Origin of the sequence: Roseomonas acroporae (genome assembly GCF_023223525.1) — a bacterium.
Lineage (GTDB): Bacteria > Pseudomonadota > Alphaproteobacteria > Acetobacterales > Acetobacteraceae > Roseomonas_E > Roseomonas_E acroporae.
In genome coordinates this window covers 59141-78666 of record NZ_JALPRX010000050.1, presented here as the reverse complement: position 1 = coordinate 78666, position 19526 = coordinate 59141, and the positions used below count along the sequence as shown (strand labels likewise).

General features: G+C 75.1%; 16 protein-coding genes. 4 read left to right on the top strand and 12 right to left on the bottom strand.

Features of this window, described 5'->3' with window-relative positions:
• The first annotated feature begins 128 nt into the window (after positions 1–128).
• The 4 genes from M0638_RS12250 (at position 129) to ykgO (ending at position 2896) form a co-directional block, all read left to right on the top strand.
• Positions 129–527 (top strand): hypothetical protein, encoded by a 399-nt coding sequence (locus M0638_RS12250; protein ID WP_248667276.1) that lies wholly within the window; start codon positions 129–131, stop codon positions 525–527.
• Positions 528–594: 67 nt separating this feature from the next.
• Positions 595–1344: an SDR family oxidoreductase gene (locus tag M0638_RS12245; protein WP_248667275.1), complete on the top strand. Its 750-nt coding sequence runs from the start codon at positions 595–597 to the stop codon at positions 1342–1344.
• A gap of 190 nt (positions 1345–1534) precedes the next feature.
• Positions 1535–2380 (top strand): fumarylacetoacetate hydrolase family protein, encoded by an 846-nt coding sequence (locus M0638_RS12240; RefSeq protein ID WP_248667274.1) that lies wholly within the window; start codon positions 1535–1537, stop codon positions 2378–2380.
• Positions 2381–2770: 390 nt separating this feature from the next.
• Complete coding sequence (gene ykgO / locus M0638_RS12235) at positions 2771–2896, top strand: type B 50S ribosomal protein L36 (RefSeq protein ID WP_248667273.1); 126 nt, start codon at positions 2771–2773, stop codon at positions 2894–2896.
• Positions 2897–3148: 252 nt separating this feature from the next.
• On the opposite strand, the gene M0638_RS12230 is transcribed toward ykgO, so the two are convergent.
• From M0638_RS12230 to tssA, 12 genes are all read right to left on the bottom strand, one after another.
• Positions 3149–5245, bottom strand: a complete 2097-nt coding sequence (locus tag M0638_RS12230) for a putative bifunctional diguanylate cyclase/phosphodiesterase (protein ID WP_248667272.1) — start codon at positions 5243–5245, stop codon at positions 3149–3151.
• Between the two features lie 148 nt (positions 5246–5393).
• Positions 5394–6209, bottom strand: coding sequence for a tryptophan 2,3-dioxygenase (gene kynA, locus M0638_RS12225; RefSeq protein ID WP_248667271.1), 816 nt, complete (start codon positions 6207–6209; stop codon positions 5394–5396).
• A gap of 380 nt (positions 6210–6589) precedes the next feature.
• Positions 6590–7969 carry a glycosyltransferase gene (locus tag M0638_RS12220; protein ID WP_248667270.1) on the bottom strand — a complete coding sequence of 460 codons (1380 nt, stop codon included), beginning with the start codon at positions 7967–7969 and terminating at the stop codon, positions 6590–6592.
• Complete coding sequence (hpnA, locus tag M0638_RS12215; protein WP_248667269.1) at positions 7966–9000, bottom strand: hopanoid-associated sugar epimerase; 1035 nt, start codon at positions 8998–9000, stop codon at positions 7966–7968. Before hpnA ends, M0638_RS12220 begins: the two co-directional genes overlap by 4 nt.
• A 322-nt stretch (positions 9001–9322) precedes the next feature.
• Positions 9323–10438, bottom strand: coding sequence for a type VI secretion system baseplate subunit TssG (gene tssG / locus M0638_RS12210; RefSeq protein WP_248667268.1), 1116 nt, complete (start codon positions 10436–10438; stop codon positions 9323–9325).
• Positions 10439–10773: 335 nt separating this feature from the next.
• Positions 10774–12594 carry a type VI secretion system baseplate subunit TssF gene (tssF, locus tag M0638_RS12205; protein WP_248667267.1) on the bottom strand — a complete coding sequence of 607 codons (1821 nt, stop codon included), beginning with the start codon at positions 12592–12594 and terminating at the stop codon, positions 10774–10776.
• Positions 12595–12597: 3 nt separating this feature from the next.
• Positions 12598–13119 (bottom strand): type VI secretion system baseplate subunit TssE, encoded by a 522-nt coding sequence (gene tssE, locus M0638_RS12200; RefSeq protein WP_248667266.1) that lies wholly within the window; start codon positions 13117–13119, stop codon positions 12598–12600.
• 265 nt (positions 13120–13384) lie between these two features.
• The gene (locus M0638_RS12195; protein WP_248667265.1) at positions 13385–14212 is read right to left on the bottom strand and encodes a type VI secretion system accessory protein TagJ; all 828 of its coding nucleotides are present in this window, start codon (positions 14210–14212) and stop codon (positions 13385–13387) included.
• Complete coding sequence (gene tssC, locus M0638_RS12190) at positions 14209–15765, bottom strand: type VI secretion system contractile sheath large subunit (RefSeq protein ID WP_248667264.1); 1557 nt, start codon at positions 15763–15765, stop codon at positions 14209–14211. The genes M0638_RS12195 and tssC (M0638_RS12190) overlap by 4 nt, the downstream gene beginning before the upstream one ends.
• A gap of 48 nt (positions 15766–15813) precedes the next feature.
• The gene (gene tssC, locus M0638_RS12185; protein WP_248667263.1) at positions 15814–17310 is read right to left on the bottom strand and encodes a type VI secretion system contractile sheath large subunit; all 1497 of its coding nucleotides are present in this window, start codon (positions 17308–17310) and stop codon (positions 15814–15816) included.
• A 3-nt stretch (positions 17311–17313) separates the two neighbouring features.
• Positions 17314–17832, bottom strand: coding sequence for a type VI secretion system contractile sheath small subunit (gene tssB / locus M0638_RS12180; RefSeq protein ID WP_248667262.1), 519 nt, complete (start codon positions 17830–17832; stop codon positions 17314–17316).
• Positions 17833–18054: 222 nt separating this feature from the next.
• Positions 18055–19350, bottom strand: coding sequence for a type VI secretion system protein TssA (gene tssA / locus M0638_RS12175; protein WP_248667261.1), 1296 nt, complete (start codon positions 19348–19350; stop codon positions 18055–18057).
• Positions 19351–19526 lie beyond the last annotated feature (176 nt).

Sequence of the window (19526 nt, the reverse complement as noted above, 5' to 3'; positions counted from 1 at the left end):
GTGGGGTGGCCGCCGGGCCGCCGCCCCGGCGCGGCACCGCCCGGCAGGCCACGGTTGCGTTCCGCCCCGCCCTCCGCTCACTTGGCGCCCGGACCGCTCCCTCGGGGGCATGACGAAGCGGGTGGGCGATGGCGAACGGCATGGCGATGCGCGACGAGGATGAGGATGCCCATTGGCATCGCGCCCGACCCGGCCTTCTCCGCCGGCTGGAGCGCGCGGCGGACCGCACCGCGCGCCTCGTCTTCTGGGGCACGCTGACCTTCCTGCTGAACCTCGCCGAGCAGGTGGCGGAGCTGCTGGCGCCGCTCGCCTTCCTGCTCGGGCTGCTCTGGTGGGGCGTGCTGCGCGTGGTCGGCCGGCTCGACCTGGAGCCGCAGGTGCAGGCGATCGTCGCGCAGTTGCCGCGCACGCTGGAGGTGGGCGGCTGGGTGCTGAGCCCGGAGCGGCTGATGCGCGACGGGCTGATGCTGATGGTGGTGGTCGCCGCCTGCCGCACCCTGACCGCGATCATCCACAAGGAGACCTGATCCGCCACGCCGATTGACGCCGCCCGCGCCGCCGTCATCATGGCGCCGCCAACGGGAGGGACATGCCATGGCCGGCCGGCTTGCAGGCAAGCTCTGCTTCGTCACCGCCGCCGGCCAGGGCATCGGCCGCGCCACGGCGCTGGCCTTCGCCGCCGAGGGCGGCACCGTGATCGCGACCGACCGCGACGCCGGCAAGCTCGCGGGCCTCGCCGCGCACGGCATCGAGACGCACGCGCTCGACGTGCTCGACGACGCGGCGGTGGAGGCCGCCATCGCCGCCGCCGGCATGCTCGACGTGCTGTTCAACTGCGCCGGGATCGTCCACCAGAACACGGCGCTCACCTGCACCGAGGCGGAGTGGGACCTCGCCTTCGCGCTCAACGTGCGCGCCATGTGGCGCACCATGCGCGCCGTGCTGCCGGGCATGCTGGAGCGCGGCCGGGGCAGCGTGATCAACATGGCCTCGGCGGCGGGCTCGATCAAAGGCGCGCCGAACCGCTTCGTCTACGGCACCACCAAGGCGGCGGTGATCGGCATGACCAAGGCGGTCGCGGCCGACACGGTGGCGCGCGGCGTGCGCTGCAACTGCCTCTGCCCGGGCACGATCGACACGCCGAGCCTCGGCGAGCGAGTCGCCGCCAACGCCGCCGCCGCCGGCTCGGTGGAGGCGGCGCGCGGCGCCTTCGTCGCCCGCCAGGCCATGGGCCGCCTCGGCACCGCCGAGGAGATCGCGTCGCTCGCCGTCTACCTCGCCGCCGACGAATCCGCCTTCGTCACCGGCCAGGCCATGGTGATCGACGGCGGCTGGACGCTCTGAAGGCCGCCCGCCGCCGGGCAGGGCCGCGCGCCGCGCCCGGCGCCAGCCTGCCGGGATCCGTGCGGTTCCGGGCCCCGTTCCCGGGCCGCCGCCGGCCAGGGTCCCGCCGCCGATCCGCCCTGGCGGCCGGCCGATCCGGCGCCACGCCATCCCGCCCCGGCCGTGCCGGGCCCCATCCAGGAGACACGCCATGAAGCTGCTGCGCCACGGCCCCGCGGGGCAGGAGAAGCCCGGACTGCTGGACGCGGAAGGCATGATCCGCGACCTGTCGGGCGTCATCCCCGACCTCGCCGGCGAGGCGCTCTCCCCGGCCGGGATCGCCAGGCTCCAGGGGCTCGACGTGGCCGCGCTGCCGAAGGTGGCGGGCAGGCCGCGCCTCGGCCCGCCGGTGACGGGGATGAAGAACTTCGTCTGCATCGGCCTGAACTATGCCGACCATGCCGCCGAGACCGGCTCGCCCATCCCGAAGGAGCCGATCATCTTCCTCAAGTCGCTCGGCGCGCTGCAGGGGCCGGACGACGACGTCGTCATCCCGCGCAACTCGGCCAAGACCGACTGGGAGGTGGAGCTGGCGGTCATCATCGGCACCACCGCGCGCTCCGTCCCCGAGGCGCAGGCGCTCGACCACGTCGCCGGCTACGCCGTCAGCAACGACGTGTCCGAGCGCGAATGGCAGCTCGAGCGCGGCGGCACCTGGGACAAGGGCAAGGGCTACGAGACCTTCGGCCCCCTCGGCCCCTGGCTCGTCACGAAGGACGAGGTGGCGGACCCGCAGGACCTCGCCATGTTCTGCGACGTGGACGGCGAGCGCATGCAGGACGGCTCCACCCGCACCATGATCTTCGGCGTGGCGAAGCTGGTCAGCTACGTCAGCCACTTCATCACCCTGCATCCGGGCGACGTGATCTCCACCGGCACGCCGCCGGGCGTGGGCATGGGCAAGAAGCCCCCCGTCTTCCTCAGGGCCGGCCAGACCATGCGGCTGGGCATCGCGGGCCTCGGGGAGCAGAACCAGCGCACGGTGGCGGCGGAATAGGGCCGGCTCCGGGCCGCGCCGCCCTTCCGGGGAAGGCCCCGCCTTCCCCGATGGCCCCTTCCCCCATGGCCCCTTCGCCAATGCCCCTGGGGCCCCCATCCGGCAGGAGGGCGAGGCCCTCCCGCCCCTCTCTCCGTTCGGCCCTGGGTGTTCCGGCATCCGGCCGTCTCTCCCGGAACGGGGGATCCGAGGGGGCTTCGCCCCCGGGCGGACGGGTCCCGGGAAGGCGGCGCCTTCCCTGGTGGGGCCGCAGGGGCGAAGCCCCCGCCCGCCGAGGTTGACAGCACCGCCCGCCACTTGTATCCGCCGCCCTCCCATAGAAAGAGGGCGCTCGGCGCCCGACTTGCGCCACCGCCACGTGCCGCACGGCCAGCGTCCGGAGTTGTCGTCATGAAGATCCGCAACAGCCTCAAGACCGCCAAGGTGCGGGACAAGAACTGCGTCGTCGTGCGCCGCCACGGCCGCATCTACGTCCTGAACAAGAAGAACCCGCGCCTGAAGGCCCGCCAGGGCTGAGCCGCGCGGGCCGGCGGCGGCGCGCCACCGCGCGCCCCGGCGGCCTGTGGTATTCCCCTCCCCCGGGATACCACTCCCCGGGACCCACTCCCGGGGCAACGACCCGGGCAGGCCGGCGAACGCCGCCCCGGGTCATGATCGCGGGGGGTCATGATTCGCCGCCAAGGCCCGTGAGCGGGCAGGACGCCGCGTCCCGTCCAGGGCCGCGGCGCGGGCGGCCTTCAGGCCCTCGCCCGGCCGCGCGGCCGACCCTCAGCTTCCGGTCGCGAAGGCCGCCGGCCTGGCCTCTTCGAGCTGCATCCGCAGGCTCTCGGCCGGCAGCGGCGGCCCGAGCAGGTAGCCCTGCACGAGATCGCAGCCCAGCTGCTGCAGCACATGTAGCTGCGGCAGGGTCTCGACGCCCTCTGCCACCACCGACAGGTCGAGGGCGTGGCCGAGCTCCACGAGCGAGCGGGTGATGGCGAGCCGACGCCCATCCTCGGGGCCCGTGGGCACGAAGGCGCGGTCGATCTTGAAGGCGCTGATCGGCAGGTCCTTCAGGTAGGCCATGTTCGAGTAGCCGTTGCCGAAGTCGTCGAGCGACAGGGTGGTCCCCAGCTCACGCAGCCGGTTCAGCGTGGCCAGCACCGAATCCGACAGGTCGAGTCGCCAGCTCTCGGTCAGCTCCAGGGTCAGCCGCTCCGCCGGGAAGCCGACGGCGCGCAGGATCGCCTCGACCCGCGCCGCGAAACCCGGCACCTGCACCTGCACGGGGGAGAGGTTGACCCCGAGCCGGATGGGATAGCGCCACCCGGCCGCCTCGGCACAGGCGGTGCGCAGCGCCCATTCGCCCAGCATCCGGATCGCGCCGCTCTCCTCCGCCTGCCGCACCATGTCGCCGGTACGGATCGGGCCCTGATCCGGGTCGGTCCAGCGCAGCAGCGCCTCGGCGCCGACGATCCGGCCGCTCCGGCAGTCGCGCAGGGGCTGGTAGTACAGCACGACGTGGCCGGCCGAGAGCGCGCGGCGCAGCGTCGCCTCGAAGTCGTCGGCCTGGAACCGGGCCGCGGGGGCGCTGGCCGGGACGGCGGGCGCGACCGGCAGGCCCGGCCGCTCGCGCGTGGGACCGCTGCGGTGCACGCCGCGGCCGTCGCGCTTGGCGGCATAGAGGGCCTGGTCGGCCTGCACGATCAGCCGCTCCGGGCTGGTGCCGGCGACGGACAGGGCGCTGCCCACGCTCACCCCGACCCGCACCGGCTCCGCATGCCCGATCTCGTAGGGCTGCGACACCGCCTCGATCAGGCGCCAGGCCGTCGCCTCCACCTGCTCCGGCCCGACCCCGCACAGCAGCACGACGAACTCGTCGCCGCCGAGCCGGGCCACCATGTCGGTCTCGCGCACCTGCCCGCGCAGCCGCTCGGCCACGGCCTGGAGCAGCGCGTCGCCGCTGGCATGGCCGAGCGTGTCGTTCACCGCCTTGAACCCGTCGAGGTCGAGGTAGAGCACCGCGGTGCGATGCGCCGGCGCCGGTGGCGACCGGCGCTCGGTGTCGAGCAGGTCCCGCAGCCGCCCGTAGAGCTGGCTGCGGTTCGGCAGCCCGGTCAGCCCATCGTGCGAGGCGAGGAAGCGGTTGCGCTCCTCGGCGCGCATCAGGGTGACGATGTGGCGGGACTGGTAGCGGGTCAGCGAAACCATCGCGGCGAGGCAGGCCGGCACCTCGATCGCCATGATCCAGAAGCCGGGGAGCGGGGTGACCAGGCAGCCGGCCATGTAGGGCAGGCCGCAGATCAGGATCTGCGCGGTGGCATGGCGCGGCACGTTGGCGCTGCGCGCGGCGATGCCGGCGCTGATGCCCGCGACGTGGATGCCGGCCAGCGCGGCGAGCAGCACGTCGCCGCTCGCCACGCAGGCATAGCAGCCGAGTCCCATGGTGGCGGCCCAGAACAGGCCGCCGGCCAGGATGCGCCGGACCACCGCCCGGTCCGGCTCCGCCCCCGGATGCGCCGCGCCCGCCAGGCCCTGCTGCAGCAGCAGGATGCTGTGCCGCTGCGCCAGCGGATGGATCGGGTTGACCAGCAGCCAGGCCACGGCCCACGGGGCGCCGAGCCGCAGCCAGGCGATCGCGGCGAGGAACATCACGTTCGCCACGCCGAAGACCAGCGCCATGTGCTTGCCGGCCAGCATGCCGAGCAGGCGGCCGCGCAGCGCCGGCGTGTCGGCGCCGGCGGTCGTGGCCAGCCAGTCGAGCAGGCCCCCGGCCATGGCGAGCAGGCGGTCCACGCCGCGCCACGCCGCGCCGCCGGCGCCGCCCGCCGGTTCCTGCCCGGTCGGGGCCGCAGGCGTCGCGGTCGATGGCGAGGGGGCGATCATTCCGCGGTTCTATGATCCCTGGCTACCGCCAGGAAGCGCAAAGGCCGTCACGCTCCCGACTTCCGGCACGGGGCCGCCCCCGGCCGCGCCGCCGCGATGCCCCGGCGGCGGGCGGGACCGCCGGGGTGCCGCGCGCCGGGCATGGCCCCTACAGCCGGGTGCGCACCGACCACAGCTCCGGAAAGAAGCTGCGCTCCAGCGCGCCGCGCAGGTAGCTCACGCCGGAGGAGCCGCCGGTGCCCTGCCGCATGCCGATGATGCGGCTCACGGTCTTCATGTGCCGGAAGCGCCAGGTCTGGAAGGCGTCCTCCAGGTCCACCAGCTCCTCGGCCAGCTCGTAGAGCTCGAACAGCCGCCCGCTGTCCCGGTAGACCGTGGCCCAGACGGCGACCACGCCCTCGTCCTCGGCGTGCGGCTTCGTGACGTCGCGCTCCAGCACGTCCCGCGGCACCGGCAGGCCGCGCCGGGCGAGCAGGCGGAGCGATTCGTCGTAGAGGCTCGGCGCGTCGAAGGCGGCCTGGAGCGGCGCCAGCAGGTCGGGCCGGTGCGCGTGCGGGCGCAGCATGAACGGGTCCTTGGCGCCGAGCTTGAACTCGATCAGCCGGTACTGCCAGGACTGGAAGCCGGAGGAGGAGCCGAGCTTGTCGCGGAAGGCCAGGTAGTCGGCGGGGGTCATGGTGGTCAGCACGTCCCAGGCCTCGATGAGCTGGCGCTGCACGCGGCTGACGCGCGCCATCGCCTTGAAGGCCGGGCCGGGATCGTCCTCGCGCAGGCAGCGCATGGCGAGGTCGAGCTCGTGGTTCATCAGCTTCATCCACAGCTCCTGCACGTGGTGGATGGTGATGAACAGCATCTCGTCATGCTTGTCCGACAGCGGCTGCTGCGCCGAGAGGAGCGTATCGAGCCGCAGGTAGTCGCCGTAGCTCATGCGCTGCGCGAAATCGGTCCTGATGCCTTCGCTCATGGCGGCCGGCCCCTCATGCTGCATCGCGACAGCGTGGCAGCAGCCCGGCCGGGGCCGCAAGAACGGCGGATCGGGACGGCGACGGGCGCGACGTGGCGGCACCGGGGCAACGCCGGGGTGTGATGCCGGGGCGGCAGGCGGCGAGCCGGTGGCGGATGCCGGCTCCGCGCCGGACGGCCGGGCCGGCAGCTTCCCGCCCCTGCCCCGGCCGGCCCCGGCGTGTTCTCAGGCCGAGCACGCGCGCGCAGCGGCCCGGAAAGCACACCGAATCGAAAGGCTGGAGCATTTTCAGGCCGGGTGTACTCACCCGGCGACCCGGCAACCGCGAAAAGCCGAAAGGCTGGAGCCGTTCCGGCCCGATACGGTCGGGCCGGAACGGCTCAGGGCTGCTCCGGCCGCGTCTCGCCCTTCCACATCCCGCCGCGCCCACGCCAGTCGGCCCAGGCGGAATCGAGGGTGAAGCCCATGTAGAGCAGCGCGACGGCGGGCAGCGCCAGCCCCCAGAGCGGCGAGCGCCCGTAGCGGCGCAGCATCGGCTGGTAGGCCAGCGCCATGGCGAGCCAGGTGGCGAGGCCGATCCACGAGGCCGGCCCGAAGCCGGCGAGCAGCCCGCCCAGTGCCAGCAGCGGCGGCGCCAGGAACACCAGCGACAGGGCCAGCAGCATGCCGAGCAGCAGCAGCGGCTGGTAGCGGAGCTGCGCGTAGGCGGTGCGGCTGACCATGCGGCGGATGGTGTCGAGCGTGTCGTAGGCGCGCAGGCTGCGCACCCGCTCGGTCAGCCCGAGCCAGATCGGGGCGCGGCCGCCCCTCGACCCGGCCGTTGCCCCGCGATGCTTGATCAGCGCGGCGAGGGCGCAGTCGTCGATCATGGCGCCGCGGATCGGCTCCAGCCCGCCCGCCGCCTCCAGCGCCTCGCGGCGCAGCAGCACGCAGCCGCCGGCGGCAGCGGCGGTGCGGGCGCCTGGGTCGTTGGACCATCGGAACGGGTAGAGCATGGCGAAGAAGAACACGAAGGCGGGGATCAGCGCGTGCTCGGCGGGGCTGTCGCAGCGCAGCTTCGCCATCAGCGAGACCATGGCGCGGCCCTCGGCCTCGGCGCGCGCGACGAGGCGGCGCAGGCTGTCGGGCGCGTGGGCGATGTCGGCATCGGTGAACAGGAGGTAGCGCGGCGGGTCCTGCGGCGAGGCGGCCGGCGGCGCCTGCGGAGCGGCCACCGCCTTCGCCGGGCCGCCCATCGCCGGACTGGCCATCGCCGGACTGGCCATCGCCGGACTGGCCATCGCCGGACTGGCCATCGCCGGAGCGGTGATGGCCGGAGCGGCGGTCTCCGGGACGGCGGTCGCCGGGCCGGGCGGTGCCGCGGGCCCCTCGCGCAGCGCCGCGAGGCCCTGGCGCAGCGCATTCAGCTTGCCGGTCCAGCCGGGCGGCCGGCCGGTGCCGGGCACCACGGCGAGGCGCGGATCGCCCGCCGCCGCCGCGCGGGCGAGGTCGCCCGTGCCGTCCGTGCTGCGGTCGTCCACCACCAGCAGCCGGAAGCGGCCGGGATAGTCCTGCGCCAGCAGCGAGCGGACGGTGGCGCCGATCGTCTCCGCCTCGTCGCGCGCCGGCACGAGGATGGCGACGTCCGGCCACGCGGCGGGCGCGGGCAGCGCGGCCGCGTCGTCGTCGTTCTCGCGGCACCGCCAGAAGCCGCCGCGCCCGAGCAGCAGCACCGCCCAGGCCAGGGCCCCGGCCAGCGCGACGGCGAGGGCGGGGCTCAAGCCGCGACTTCCCGGGGCCGCGTTCCGGCCGGCAGCATGCCCGTCTCCCGGAACCAGCCGATCGCGTCGGCGATGCCCTCGGTCCAGGGGCGCGGGGCGTGGCCCAGCTCGCGCCGGGCCTTGGCGGAGGAGAAGTACATGTGGTGCCCGGCCATGCGCAGCGCGTCGCGCGTCACCATCGGCTCGCGGCCGGACAGGCGCGCCCAGGCCTCGGCGGCGACCGCGACGGGCCAGAGCGGCAGGCGCGGCAGGCGCACCGGCGCGCGGTGGCCGGTGCGGCGGGCGATCTCGCCCAGCATGTCGCGCAGCGACACGTCCTCGCCGCCCAGGATGTAGCGCTCGCCGATCCGGCCGCGCTCCAGCGCCGCGACGCAGCCCGCCGCCACGTCGTCCACGTGCACGAGGTTGAGGCCGGTCTCGACATAGGCCGGCATGCGCCCCTGCGCCGCCTCCAGGATGATCCGCCCCGTGGGCGTCGGGCGCCGGTCGCGCGGGCCGATCGGGGTGGAGGGGCTGGCGATCACGGCGGGCAGGCCCTCGGCGATCAGCCCCTCCACCAGCCGCTCCGCCTCGGTCTTGGAGCGCTTGTAGGGGCCGATCGCCTCCTCGGGGCGGGCGGCGTCGGTCTCGTCGGCCGGCGTGCCGTCGGCGCGCGGCTTCAGCGCCGCGACGCTGCTGACATGCACCATGCGCGTCGCCCCCGCCTCGGCGGCGGCGCGCAGCAGGGCGCCGGTGCCGGCGACGTTGACCGCCGTCATGCGCGCCGGGTCGGGCACCCAGATCCGGTAGTCGGCGGCGCAGTGCAGCACCGCGTCCGCGCCCCGTGCCGCGCGGACCAGCGAGGCGTGGTCGGTCAGGTCGCCGGGCACGATCTCCAGGTCGAGCCCGGCCAGCGCGTCGCGCGGCGTGCCGTCCCGCACCAGGGCGCGCACGCCGTGCCCGGCCGCGAGCAGCGCGCGCGCCGCCGCCGAGCCGAGGAAGCCCGTGCCGCCCGTCAGCAGCACGCGCGCGTAGCGCGGCCCATCCACCATGAACGATTCCGTCTTCCGCGAGGGGGCGCGGCCCGGGCCCGGCATGCCGGAGACGCCCGGCCGGCGCCCGAAAGGGGGCGGAGAATGGCCAAGTGCGCCGGCGCGGTCCAGCCACGCGGCGGCGGGCGGCCACGGGCATGGCGGCGGGATGGAACCGATCGGGGCGGGTCCGGGGTGGTGCGGGCCGGGGACGCCGCCGGCGGATCATGCCCCGCGGCGGCGCTCGCCACCCCATCGAGGGCTCCGGCCCGGCGCCGCGAAGGGGCGAAGCCCCCTCCCCCCTTCCCGCCTGAAGGGTCGTCCGGCGATCCCGCCGCCCGCGTCAGTCGCCGCCCGCGAACATCGCCTCCGCCGCGTCCCGCCGGCGCGGCCTGCCGGTGCCGAGCCAGCTCGTCCAGCCCATGCGCGCCCCGGCCGGCCCGAGCCGCGCCGGCGGCACCTCGTCCGCCCGCAGCACCGGATTCAGCGCGAAGCCCTGCTCCGGCCCCACCAGCAGCCGCGACAGCTCGATCAGCCGCCGGTGCAGCGGCGCGCCGGGCAGCAGCGCCTCGAACTGCGCCAGCCGCAGCGGGCCGAGCCGGATCACGAAGCGGCCCTGCGGGTCCCAGACCTGCGCGCCCAGCGCCGCGCCCCCGCCCAGGGCCGCGTGCTGGCCCGGCTGCCGGCCGCCGCCCAGCCGCGTCCGCTCGCCGGCGGGCAGGCGCAGCCAGCCGCCGACGAATTCCTCGATCTCGACCCGGTGGCCCAGCTCCGCCTCCAGCATGCCCCGCAGCCGCTCGGCCGAGCCGGTGCGGTTGGCGAGGTTGCCGGCGTGGAACAGCAGCGCCGCCAGCGGCGATTCCAGCCGCTCGGCGAGGTGCGGCGTGCCGAGGCCGATGGCGGCGGCCAGGGCGCGCTCGGTGGGGCCGGGATCGCGCGCCGGGCGGTACTTCGCGCCGGCCAGCACCCAGAGGCCCGTGAAGCGGCGCGCCAGCACGTCCACGAAGGCGTGCAGCGCGAGCGAGCGCCGGCGCAGCTCCGCCCCCACCATCGCCGTGTAGTGGCGCGGCAGCACGCCGCCCGGCCCGATCAGGCCGAAGGTCGGCGCGACCAGCTCGCGTGCCGCCGGGTTGGCCTGCGCCACCTCGCCCGCCGGCAGGCCGAGGCGCGGCTGGGTGCGGAAGCTGATCGAGAGCGCGTCTCCGTCGGGTGCCAGAACCCAGGCCGCCTGGTCCAGCGTGAAGCGCGTCGGCTCCCGCTCCAGCCGCTGGAGCGGCGAGGGCGCCGGCGGCGGCCGGAAGCCCGGCAGCGGGCCGCCAGGCTGCGGGGACCACCCCGGCGGGACGTCGGGCCGCCTCGACGGCGGGGCGGACGGCGCCCCGGCTGGGAAGGGGCGCGCCGGAGCGCTCTCCGGCGGCGGCGCCAGCGGCAGCATCGGCGCGACCACCAGCGGGGTCATCGGCGGGACCGTCGGCGCCGCGGCCCCGGGCGGGACGCCGGCGCCGGTCCCGGGAACCGTTTCAGAGGCCGTTTCGGGGGCCGTTTCGGGGGCCGTCCGGGGGACCGTCCCCGGGGTTGCCGGCGCGGCGCCGGGCGGCGGGGGCGCGGCGACGGCAGGCATGGCCGGCGGCGCGGCCGGCGCCAGAGGCGGCCGGCGCCAGACGATCGTTGCCTCTCCGTCGTCGGCCGGCGGGCCGGGCGGGCCGCCGGCTTCCATGCCGGGGGTCGGTCCGGGGGTCGGTCCGGGGGACGGCGGCGCCGGCCCTGCCCCTGGCGGCCCTTCCGGCGGCGCCGTCACAGCAGCACCCGCGTGCCGCTGCGCGGCGCCCATTCCGCCGCGAGGCCGGATCGCCCGCGCAGCGCGACGCGCGTGCGCACGAAGCTGTTCACCGAGACCTGCAACGCCAGGAAGCGCGCCAGCACCGCCGCCAGCCCGTACAGCCCGGCCGCCTGCCAGGCCTGCGGGTCGAAGGTCAGCGTCACGTCCAGCCCGCGCCCGAAGGCGCCAGCCCGGCCGCCGGGCAGGCGTGCCACGCCCGGCACCGCGTCGGCGGCGAGCAGCCCGGCGATGGCGGCGCGGGTCTCCGGCGCGTCGCGCAGGTCGTGCAGGCGCAGGATCTCGCGCAGCGACAGCGCCGCCGCCTCGCCGCCCGTCACCGCCAGATGGTTCAGCGCGAGGTGCGAGACGAGCTTCCAGGCGCTGCGCTCGCGCAGCACGGGCCGCAGCGTCGGGGTGGCGGGCGAGAGGCATTCCACCCCGCCCACCGCGGCGCTGCCGCCCGCGTGCAGGTGCGGCTGGCCGCCGCCGAAGGGCAGCAGCACCGGCAGGTCCCGGTTGCAGCACAGCGCCTCGATGGTCAGCACCGCGTCGGCCGGGGCGGCGGGCTGGAAGTCGGGCTCGCGCAGCATCAGCCGCGTCTCGGTGCCGGGCAGCGGCGCCACGGCCGGGCGACGCAGCGCCACCCAGTTCACCGGCGCCACCTCCTCGTCGCGGTCGGCACGGCCGAGGCGGTGGAAGGGCAGCACCGCCTGGCGCCGCCCGTCCGGGCGCGACAGGCGCACCGACTCCAGCGCGTACACCTCCAGCGCGGCCGGCCGGCGCGCATCCGGCACGACCAGCCATTCGGCCTGGGTGCCGTCCAGCGCGATCGGCTCGCAGCGCTGCGGGAACAGGTTGACCACCGGCGTGCAGCCCAGCGCCACGCTCTCGGCCGCGACGACGCGCTCCAGCTCCGGCACGGGGCGGGAGAGATAGACGAAGATGTCGAGCCGCGCGCCGGCATGCAGCGCCGTGCGCGCCTCCAGCCCGTCGAGGTCGAGGTAGAGGAATTTCTCCGGGAAGGCGAAGTACTCGGTCAGCAGCCGGTGGCCGGCGAAGGCGCGGCTCGGCCAGGGCAGCGCGGCCTCCTCGTTCTCCAGCCCCGCCGGGCGCAGCGCGGCGGCGGGCAGGAAGGTGGGGCGCGGGTCGTTCGGCCCGTCGGCGAGCGAGAGGCCGAGGGTCGCGGTGCAGAGCAGCTCGTGCAGCAGCGCCGCGTGCTGGCCGACGCCGCGCAGGTGCAGCCGCAGCCGGTCCAGCCCCAGCGCGCTGAAGGGCATGTCCGGCACGGTGGTGCGCAGCGTGAGGCGCAGCGAGGCGACGGCGCCGGCGGCGCGCGGGTTGGGCGGCGCTGCCAGCGGCAGGCCGGTGAGGCGGACATTCTCCACCGCGACCGGCCAGAGCGTGACGTCGTGGCAGGTGCGGTAGCGCAGCACCTCGCCGCGCACCGGCTCGCTCTCGACGGCGAGGCCGCGCGGCACGCGCGCGGCGGTGGCCAGTTCCGGCGGCGGCAGCAGCCGCACGGTCGCCACGGAGGGCACCGGCGCGAGCAGATGCGGCGAGAGCATCTCCAGCAGCGCGTCGGAGAATTCCGGCATCTCGTCGTCGAGCCGGTGCTGCACGCGGGCGGCGAGGAAGGCGACGCCCTCCAGCAGCCGCTCCACGTGCGGGTCGTCCACCTGCTCGGGCGTCAGGCGCAGCCGGCCGGCGACCTTGGGGTAGGCGTTGGCGAACTCGCCGGCGAGCCGGCGGATCGCCGCCAGCTCGCTCTCGTAGTAGGGCAGCAGCGTCCCGGACACGGCTCAGACCTCCCGCACCGCGACGTCCAGCGTACCCGCCTCGACCACCGTCTCGAAGCCCACCGGCTCCGGAATCGGGTCGGTGCGCAGCATCGCGTCGACGCGCAGGCGCAACGTGCGCTCGAATTCGCGCACCGGCGGGCGCAGGGTGACGGTGATGTTGGTCAGGCGCGGCTCGAAGCGCTGGATCGCCAGTTCCACCTCGCGCGCCAGGGCGACGCGGCGCTCCTCGATGGCGAAGGTGCCGGCGGCGGCGTCGGGGATGCCGTAGCCGATGGGCGAGAGCGACAGCTCCTGCAATTCGGGCGGCGGCGGCAGGCGGCGGCGGCGGGCGTTGAGCAGCGCCTCCAGGTCGCGGCGCACCGCGTCGTGCAGGCGTTGCAGCGCCTCGGCGGGGCTGGGCGGGCGCTCGGGGGGCGCGGGCTCGCGGTGGCCGGGCGGCAGGGGCTGGCCGCCGTCGAGCAGGCGGTCGAGCAGCGGCAGGCGGGTGCGGGTCTCGGCCCGCGGGCGGGGGCGGTCGCTCATCGCGCGACGGGGGCTCGCGCCCCCTTGCCAAGGAGGGCGCTGCCCTCCTTGGGTATCCTCCCGCCAAAGGGCGAAGCCCCTTTGGAAACCCCATATGGATGAGGAAAGCCGGACCGTTTCGACATCCGGGCGCCAAACGAAGAGAGGTCCAGGAGGGCCTCGCCCTCCTGGCGGATGGGGTCTGGGGAAGGCAGAGCCTTCCCCAGAGGGCGGATGGGGTCCGGAGAAGGCAGAGCCTTCCCCGAAATGCCGCCCCGCCGCGGCATCACCCCGCGAAGCTCAGCGAGGTGATCTCGGCCAGCGACAGCGCCTCCTCGCCCACCAGCAGCAGCCGCGCGCCGCTGCCGCGCACCGGCCCCGGCTCCTCGCTCCATTCCGTCGCGCGGCCGAGCTTCAGCGCGTCCGGCGTCGCCGGGTCGCTCCACGGGTAGATCGCGGGGAGGTAGACCACGCCTTCCGTGCCGTCGCGCAGGTCGAGGGCGCAGCGGCGCCAGCACAGGTCGCGCGGCCGGCGCGGCGGGTCGAAGGAGAGGCTGCGGATGCGCTCCACCGGCACCAGGATGTGGTCGCCGTTGGTGGTCAGCACCTCGATGTTGGGCGCGAACAGGTCGTCCACGTCGCGCAGGTCGTCGAAGGCCACGGTACCGGCGGCCGTCGCCACCTCGCCCGGCGCGCGCGGGCGGAGCGATTCCGCCTCCTCGGCCGCGGCCAGGGCGCCCGCCGCGTCGCCGGCGCGCAGCAGCACGGCGGCCTGCATCGCGGCGCGCTGCGCCGGCGTCGGGTCGTCGCCCTGGAATTTCGGCAGCCGGCCCTCGCGCCAGCACTGGCCGCGCATCACCTCGGCGCGCAGCAGCTTGCGGAATTCCAGCACCGCCGGGTTGGGGTCCTGCAACGCGGCCGCGTCCAGCATCTTGTCGGCGCGGTCCGCCTCGCCGGCGAAGAGCAGCATCTCGGCCAGCAGCCAGCGCGCGTTGGCGTCGGTGGGTGCCTTCTTCACCGCGGCGGTGGCGGCGGCGATGGCGCCGGGCAGGTCGCCGTTGCGGAACGCCTCCCCGGCACCGGTCGGACCGGGGTCCCTGCCGTTGCCGCTCATGCCGCCGCTCCCGCGCGAGGCGCCGCCAGGTCGGCCACCAGCCGGAAGGCGGCGCCCACCTCGTCGAGCTGGTAGTGCGGCTGGAGATGGATCACGCAGCCGTAGACGCCGGGCTGGCCGGGGCGCTCGCGCACCTCGACGCGCGCCTCGCGCAGCGGGTAGCGCGCGGCGAGGCCCGGATCGTCGCTCGCCAGGGTGTTGGAGAAGCCGTCGAGCCAGCGTTGCAGACGCATCTCGATCTCGTTCGCGTTGTTGAACACGCCCACCATGTCCCGTCCCATCAGCTTGATGCAGTGCGCGAAGCGACTGACGCACAGCATGGCGTTGAACTGCGCGGAGAGCCGCTGGTTGGCCTCGGGCGCGCTGCCGGTCATGCGCAGCGGCCGGTGCAGCGAGGGCACCGTGCCGAAGCTCGCCTCCGGCAGCCCGTCCAGCGCCACGAGCGGGATCAGCCCGGCCTCGCTGAGCTGCCGCTCCTGCTCGTCGGTCAGGTAGAGCTCCATCGGCGCACGCGGCGGGCGGCCCTCGGGGTCGCTCGGGAAGCGCTCGTCGGGCAGCATGTCCACCACGCCGCCCATCGCCTGCTCGCCGAGCTGCGCGCCGCGCACGTCGGCCGGCCAGCCGAAGCGCGCGAAGGCACGCATGGCGACGGCGGCGAAGGCATGGACCGGCGTGCTCCACACGCGCGCCTCGGCGTCCGGCGCGTGCTCGCGGTAGCGGAAGCGGTCGGGGCGCGTGCCGTCGTCCGGCCAGGGCGCGCGCGCGAGCACGCGCGGCAGCAGCACGCCGAGGAAGCGCGTGTCCTCCCGCCCCTGCAGGCTGCGCCAGCGCTGGCGCTCGGCCGTCTGCAACGCGTCGGCGAGGTCGGCGGCGACGGGGGAACCGGCGAAGCTGTCGAGGCCGAGCAGCGCCGGCGAGGCGCCGATCAGCAGCGGCGCGAAGGCGGCCGCGGCGACGGCGGCCAGGCTGCCCAGCGCCGCCACGTCGTCGGTCGGGTAGCCCTCCATCGGGCCGTGCCGCACCTCGTAGTCGGCGCAGAGCAGGCCGAAGGGCTCGCCGCCGGCAATGCCGAACTCGTCCTCGTAGATCTTGCGGAACAGGTTGCTCTGGTCGAACTCGACGGCGCGGGCGAGGTCGCGGCACAGCTCGCCCCAGCGCAGGTCGAGCAGGCGGACCCTGATGCGCGCCGCCGGGGGCACCTGCTCGACGAGCCAGGAAAGGCCGCGCCAGCGCCCTTCCAGGCGGCGCATCGCCTGGTGGTGCAGCACCCGGTCGAGCTGGGCGGCGAGCATCGCGTCGATCGCCGCGATGTCGCGGTCCACCGCCTCCTCGATGCAGGCGACGGCGTCGCGCCAGACGGCCTCCGGCCCGCCGTCGCCGCCCGTCCCGCGCAGCCCGGCGAACAGGCGCAGCGACTCCTCGCCGAACCAGGCGCGCAGCGCGTCGGCCGGCGAGCGCCCGGCGAGGAAGCCCGCCAGCGCCGCCGCGCCCTCCGGCGCGGCATGGCCGAAGTAGCGGCCGCGGAGCACGATGTCGCGCAGCGCCGGCGCCACCGGAATCAGGCCCCGCGCCGCATGTGCCGGCCGCGCCCGCGCGGCGGCTCAGCCCGCCTTCTGCGGGATGCGCGCCACCATGCGCAGCGAGGTGGTCAGCTCCTCCATCTGCAGCCAGGGGCGCATGTAGGCGACGGCGTTGTAGGAGCCGGGCTTGCCCGGGATCTCCTTCACCTCGACGCGCGCGTCGCGCAGCGGGTACTTGGCCTTCATCTCCGGGCCGGCCTGCGGGTTGGTGTTGACGTAGTTGTTGATCCAGCGGTTCAGCCAGGCCTCGCAGTCGGTCGCCTCCATGAAGGAGCCGATCTTGTCGCGCGCCATCACCTTGAGGAAGTGGGCGAAGCGGCTGGTCGCCATGATGTAGGGCAGGCGGGCGGAGATGGCGGCGTTGGCGGTCGCGTCCGGCCGGTCGTACTTCTTCGGCTTCTGCGTGGTCTGGGCGCCGAAGAACACGGCGTAGTCGGTGTTCTTGTAGTGGCAGAGCGGCAGGAAGCCGAGGCCGGAGAGCTCCGCCTCGCGCCGGTCGGCGATGCCGACCTCGGTCGGGCACTTGGCGTCGAGGTCGCCGTCCTCGGAGGTGAAGACGTGCTGCGGCAGGTTGTCCACCTTGCCGCCGTTCTCGGCGCCGCGGATGGCGGTGCAGAAGCCGTTGCGGGCGAAGGCGTCGGTCAGGCGCGCGCCCATCACGTAGGCGGCGTTCATCCAGCAGTAGTCCTTGTGGTCCATCGCCCGGGCGAGGCCGCCCTGGTCGATCGGCGCCTCCTCGTAGCCGAACTCCTCGATCGGCTTGGTGTTGGCGCCGTAGGGCAGGCGGGCGAGCACGCGCGGCATGACGAGGGAGACGAAGCGGCTGTCCTCGCTGTCGCGGTAGCCGCGCCACTTGGCGTACTCGGCGGTCTCGAAGATGCCGGCGAGGTCGCGCGGCTTGGTCAGCTCGCGCCAGTCGGCGAAGCCCATCATGCCGGCGCCGGCGGCGGAGATGAAGGGCGCGAAGGCGGCGGCGGCGACGTTGGAGACGAGGCGCAGCGTCTCGACGTCGTCCGGGTGGCTGGACCACTCGTAGTCGCCGATCAGCGCGCCGTAGGGCTCGCCGCCGGGCTGGCCGAACTCGCCCTCGTAGATCTTCTTGAAGAGCTGGCTCTGGTCGAACTCCACCGCGCGCGTCAGGTCGCGGTTCAGCTCGCGCTTGCTGATCTGCAGCAGGCGCAGCTTCAGGCTCGGCCCGGTCTCGCTGTTCTGCACGAGGTAGTGCAGGCCGCGCCAGGAGCCCTCGAGCTGGAGGAACTTCGGGTGGTGCATCACCGCGTTGAGCTGCTCGGAGACCTTGCGGTCGATCTCGGCGATGGCGCGGTCGAAGGTCTTGGTGAGGTTCTTGTCGAAGGTGACGGTGCCCTTCAGCGCCTCCTCGGTCAGCGCCTTGATCAGCTCCTGCGCGCGGTCGCGCTCGGTCTGCTTGGTGGCGCCGATCACTTGCTCCAGCAGGCCGAGGCCGTCGGCCTCCGTGGTCGTGGCGCCGGGGGCGCCGGCGGACTGCGTCGCGCTCATGGCTCAGCCCTCCTTCTTCGGCTCTTCGAGGCCGAGCTCGCTCGACAGCCCGGCGAGCTTCTGCTTGTCCTGCAGCACCTGCTCCAGCAGGTTCTCCAGCTCCTCGGAGCGGTCCACCTTGCTCATCAGGTCGCGCAGCTTGGCGCGGGTCTCGAGCAGCGCCTTCAGCGCCGGCACCTGCTCCGCGACCTTCGAGGGCTCGAAATCGTCCATCGAGCGGAACTTGAGGTTGACCGCCATCTGGCTGCCGTCGCCGGCCAGCGTGTTGTCCACCTTGAGATTCAGGTTCGGCGCGATGCTCTTCATCACGTCGTTGAAGGTGTCGCGGTCGATCTTGACGAATTTGCGCTCGGCCAGGGGCTTGAGCGGCGCGGCCGGGTCGGGGTCGCCGGCGAAATCGCCCATCACGCCGACCACGAAGGGCAGCTCGCGCTCGATCTGCGCGTCCTCGGTCTCGACGTTGTAGGTGATGTGGACGCGCGGCTTGCGGACCCGCGCCAGCTTGTCGTGCACGCTGCTCATGCTGCAGTCTCCCCCGTCCGCGCCCGCATCCGACGCGACGTCGCCGGAACACTCGCCGCGGCAGCTTACGTCCAGACTACTTTAATTCCGCGGGCGGACCCTGGTCAACGGAAGTTGCCCGGCATGTCTTCCGCGCTTTCGGAAAGCATTCGCACCGCCCCTCTGCCCGAGCACTTCTTGCGCGGCACCCCGCGCGACCCGCCCGCCCGGCTACCGGCCCGGCTACCAGGAGGACGAGGCGCCCGTCTCCTCGTCGGGCGCGGCCGCGGGCTGCGCCTCCTCGGGGGCGGACGCGTCATCGGCATGGCCGCCGGCCTCGGCCGCGGCCGGCGCGGCGCCGAACAGCGTCGCCATGCCGTCGGCCGGCCTGATGCCGAGCATGGTCAGCATCATGCGGCGCGCCATGTCGTCCGGCAGCACCTCGGCCAGCAGCTCCGGCAGCGGCATGCGGGCGCGCCGCACCGCCTCGGCCAGCGTGTAGGCCAGCGGCGAGTGCGGCTCGGTGCGGCGGAAGAACTCGGCCAGCAGGCCGAGCTGGTGGATCGCCTCCTCGCGCGAGGCGATCGCGCCCGCGGGCACCTGCCCGCTCCAGGCGGCGCCCGGGGCGGCCGCGGCGGCGGGCGCCGTGCCCTGCGCCGCCGGCATGTCGGCCGCGCCGGCCGGCCGCGGGTCGGGCGCCATGGCCGGCGCGGCCTCCCGCGGCAGCGGGCCGGCGATCCGGTCCGCCACCTCGAGCATCTGGCCGAGCGCCTCGACGACCTGCCTGGTCGAGGGGACCGCCACGCCGGTGCCGGCGAAGCGCTCCCTGAAGCGCTCGTCCAGCGCCTGCCACGCCGCCTGCGCCGCGCGCGCCTCCAGCCGCATCGCGCGCACGAAGGGCAGGTCCTGCTTCGCCTCCTGGCTCAGCCGCTCGAAGTCCGGCACGCCGGCATCGAGGCGCTGCTGCTTGCGTTCGTCCTCGGCCGGCAGCCCTGCCGTGTCCTCCGCCTGCTTCCACAGGTGCAGCCCGACATCGGTGCCGTCGGTGGCGCGGCGAAACAGCGGTATGCGGCGCAGAGGCTGCATCAGCGTGCCGTCGACCCCGCTGCCCGAGAGGCCGCCCAGCGCGATGGCGCGGTCGTCCAGCCCGTCCTCGCCGTCCAGGCGCGGAAAGCCGTTCTCCCAGTAGGCGTCGAGCAGCCCGTCCAGCAGCCGCGCCGCTTCCGCGAGGCCGGACAGGCCGGTCAGGCGCACCAGCGCTTCGGCCAGCCACGCCCCCACCTCGAAATCCCGGCCCTGGCCGGCGAGGCAGCGCTGCCCGAGCGAGAGCACGTCGCGCCACTGCGTCGGCACGCCCTCGGGCGCCTCGGGGTCGCCGGAATCCTGCCGCCGCTCCACCGCGCGCGCCTCGAAGCGGCGGTCGCGCAGCTGCTGGTACAGGGATGCCGGCGTGATGTCCTCGCGCGGGTCCTCGCCCGCCCCGCCGCCCGCCGGCAGCGGCGCCAGCAGCGTTTCCAGATCCAGCAACGCCTCGGCCATGGTTACTCCCCTGAAACGCTTATAACACGGGCAATACTGATTCGGAACGCAACCGTGCTGGACGGCCGCGCGACCCTCCGATACCGTCCGCCCGAAACCGCCGGTTGGCCGGCGCGACGCGGAGCGGGCCGGCCCGCGGCCGACGGGCCGTGCCGCCATGCTGTGCGAAGCCGCAC

Coding starts and splice junctions, on each gene's coding strand:
- M0638_RS12250 (WP_248667276.1), top strand. CDS start 129: ATGGCGAACGGCATGGCGATGCGCGACGAGGATGAGGATGCCCATTGG.
- M0638_RS12245 (WP_248667275.1), top strand. CDS start 595: ATGGCCGGCCGGCTTGCAGGCAAGCTCTGCTTCGTCACCGCCGCCGGC.
- M0638_RS12240 (WP_248667274.1), top strand. CDS start 1,535: ATGAAGCTGCTGCGCCACGGCCCCGCGGGGCAGGAGAAGCCCGGACTG.
- ykgO (WP_248667273.1), top strand. CDS start 2,771: ATGAAGATCCGCAACAGCCTCAAGACCGCCAAGGTGCGGGACAAGAAC.
- M0638_RS12230 (WP_248667272.1), bottom strand. CDS start 5,245: ATGATCGCCCCCTCGCCATCGACCGCGACGCCTGCGGCCCCGACCGGG.
- kynA (WP_248667271.1), bottom strand. CDS start 6,209: ATGAGCGAAGGCATCAGGACCGATTTCGCGCAGCGCATGAGCTACGGC.
- hpnA (WP_248667269.1), bottom strand. CDS start 9,000: ATGGTGGATGGGCCGCGCTACGCGCGCGTGCTGCTGACGGGCGGCACG.
- tssG (WP_248667268.1), bottom strand. CDS start 10,438: ATGACCCCGCTGGTGGTCGCGCCGATGCTGCCGCTGGCGCCGCCGCCG.
- tssE (WP_248667266.1), bottom strand. CDS start 13,119: ATGAGCGACCGCCCCCGCCCGCGGGCCGAGACCCGCACCCGCCTGCCG.
- M0638_RS12195 (WP_248667265.1), bottom strand. CDS start 14,212: ATGAGCGGCAACGGCAGGGACCCCGGTCCGACCGGTGCCGGGGAGGCG.
- tssC (WP_248667263.1), bottom strand. CDS start 17,310: ATGAGCGCGACGCAGTCCGCCGGCGCCCCCGGCGCCACGACCACGGAG.
- tssB (WP_248667262.1), bottom strand. CDS start 17,832: ATGAGCAGCGTGCACGACAAGCTGGCGCGGGTCCGCAAGCCGCGCGTC.
- tssA (WP_248667261.1), bottom strand. CDS start 19,350: ATGGCCGAGGCGTTGCTGGATCTGGAAACGCTGCTGGCGCCGCTGCCG.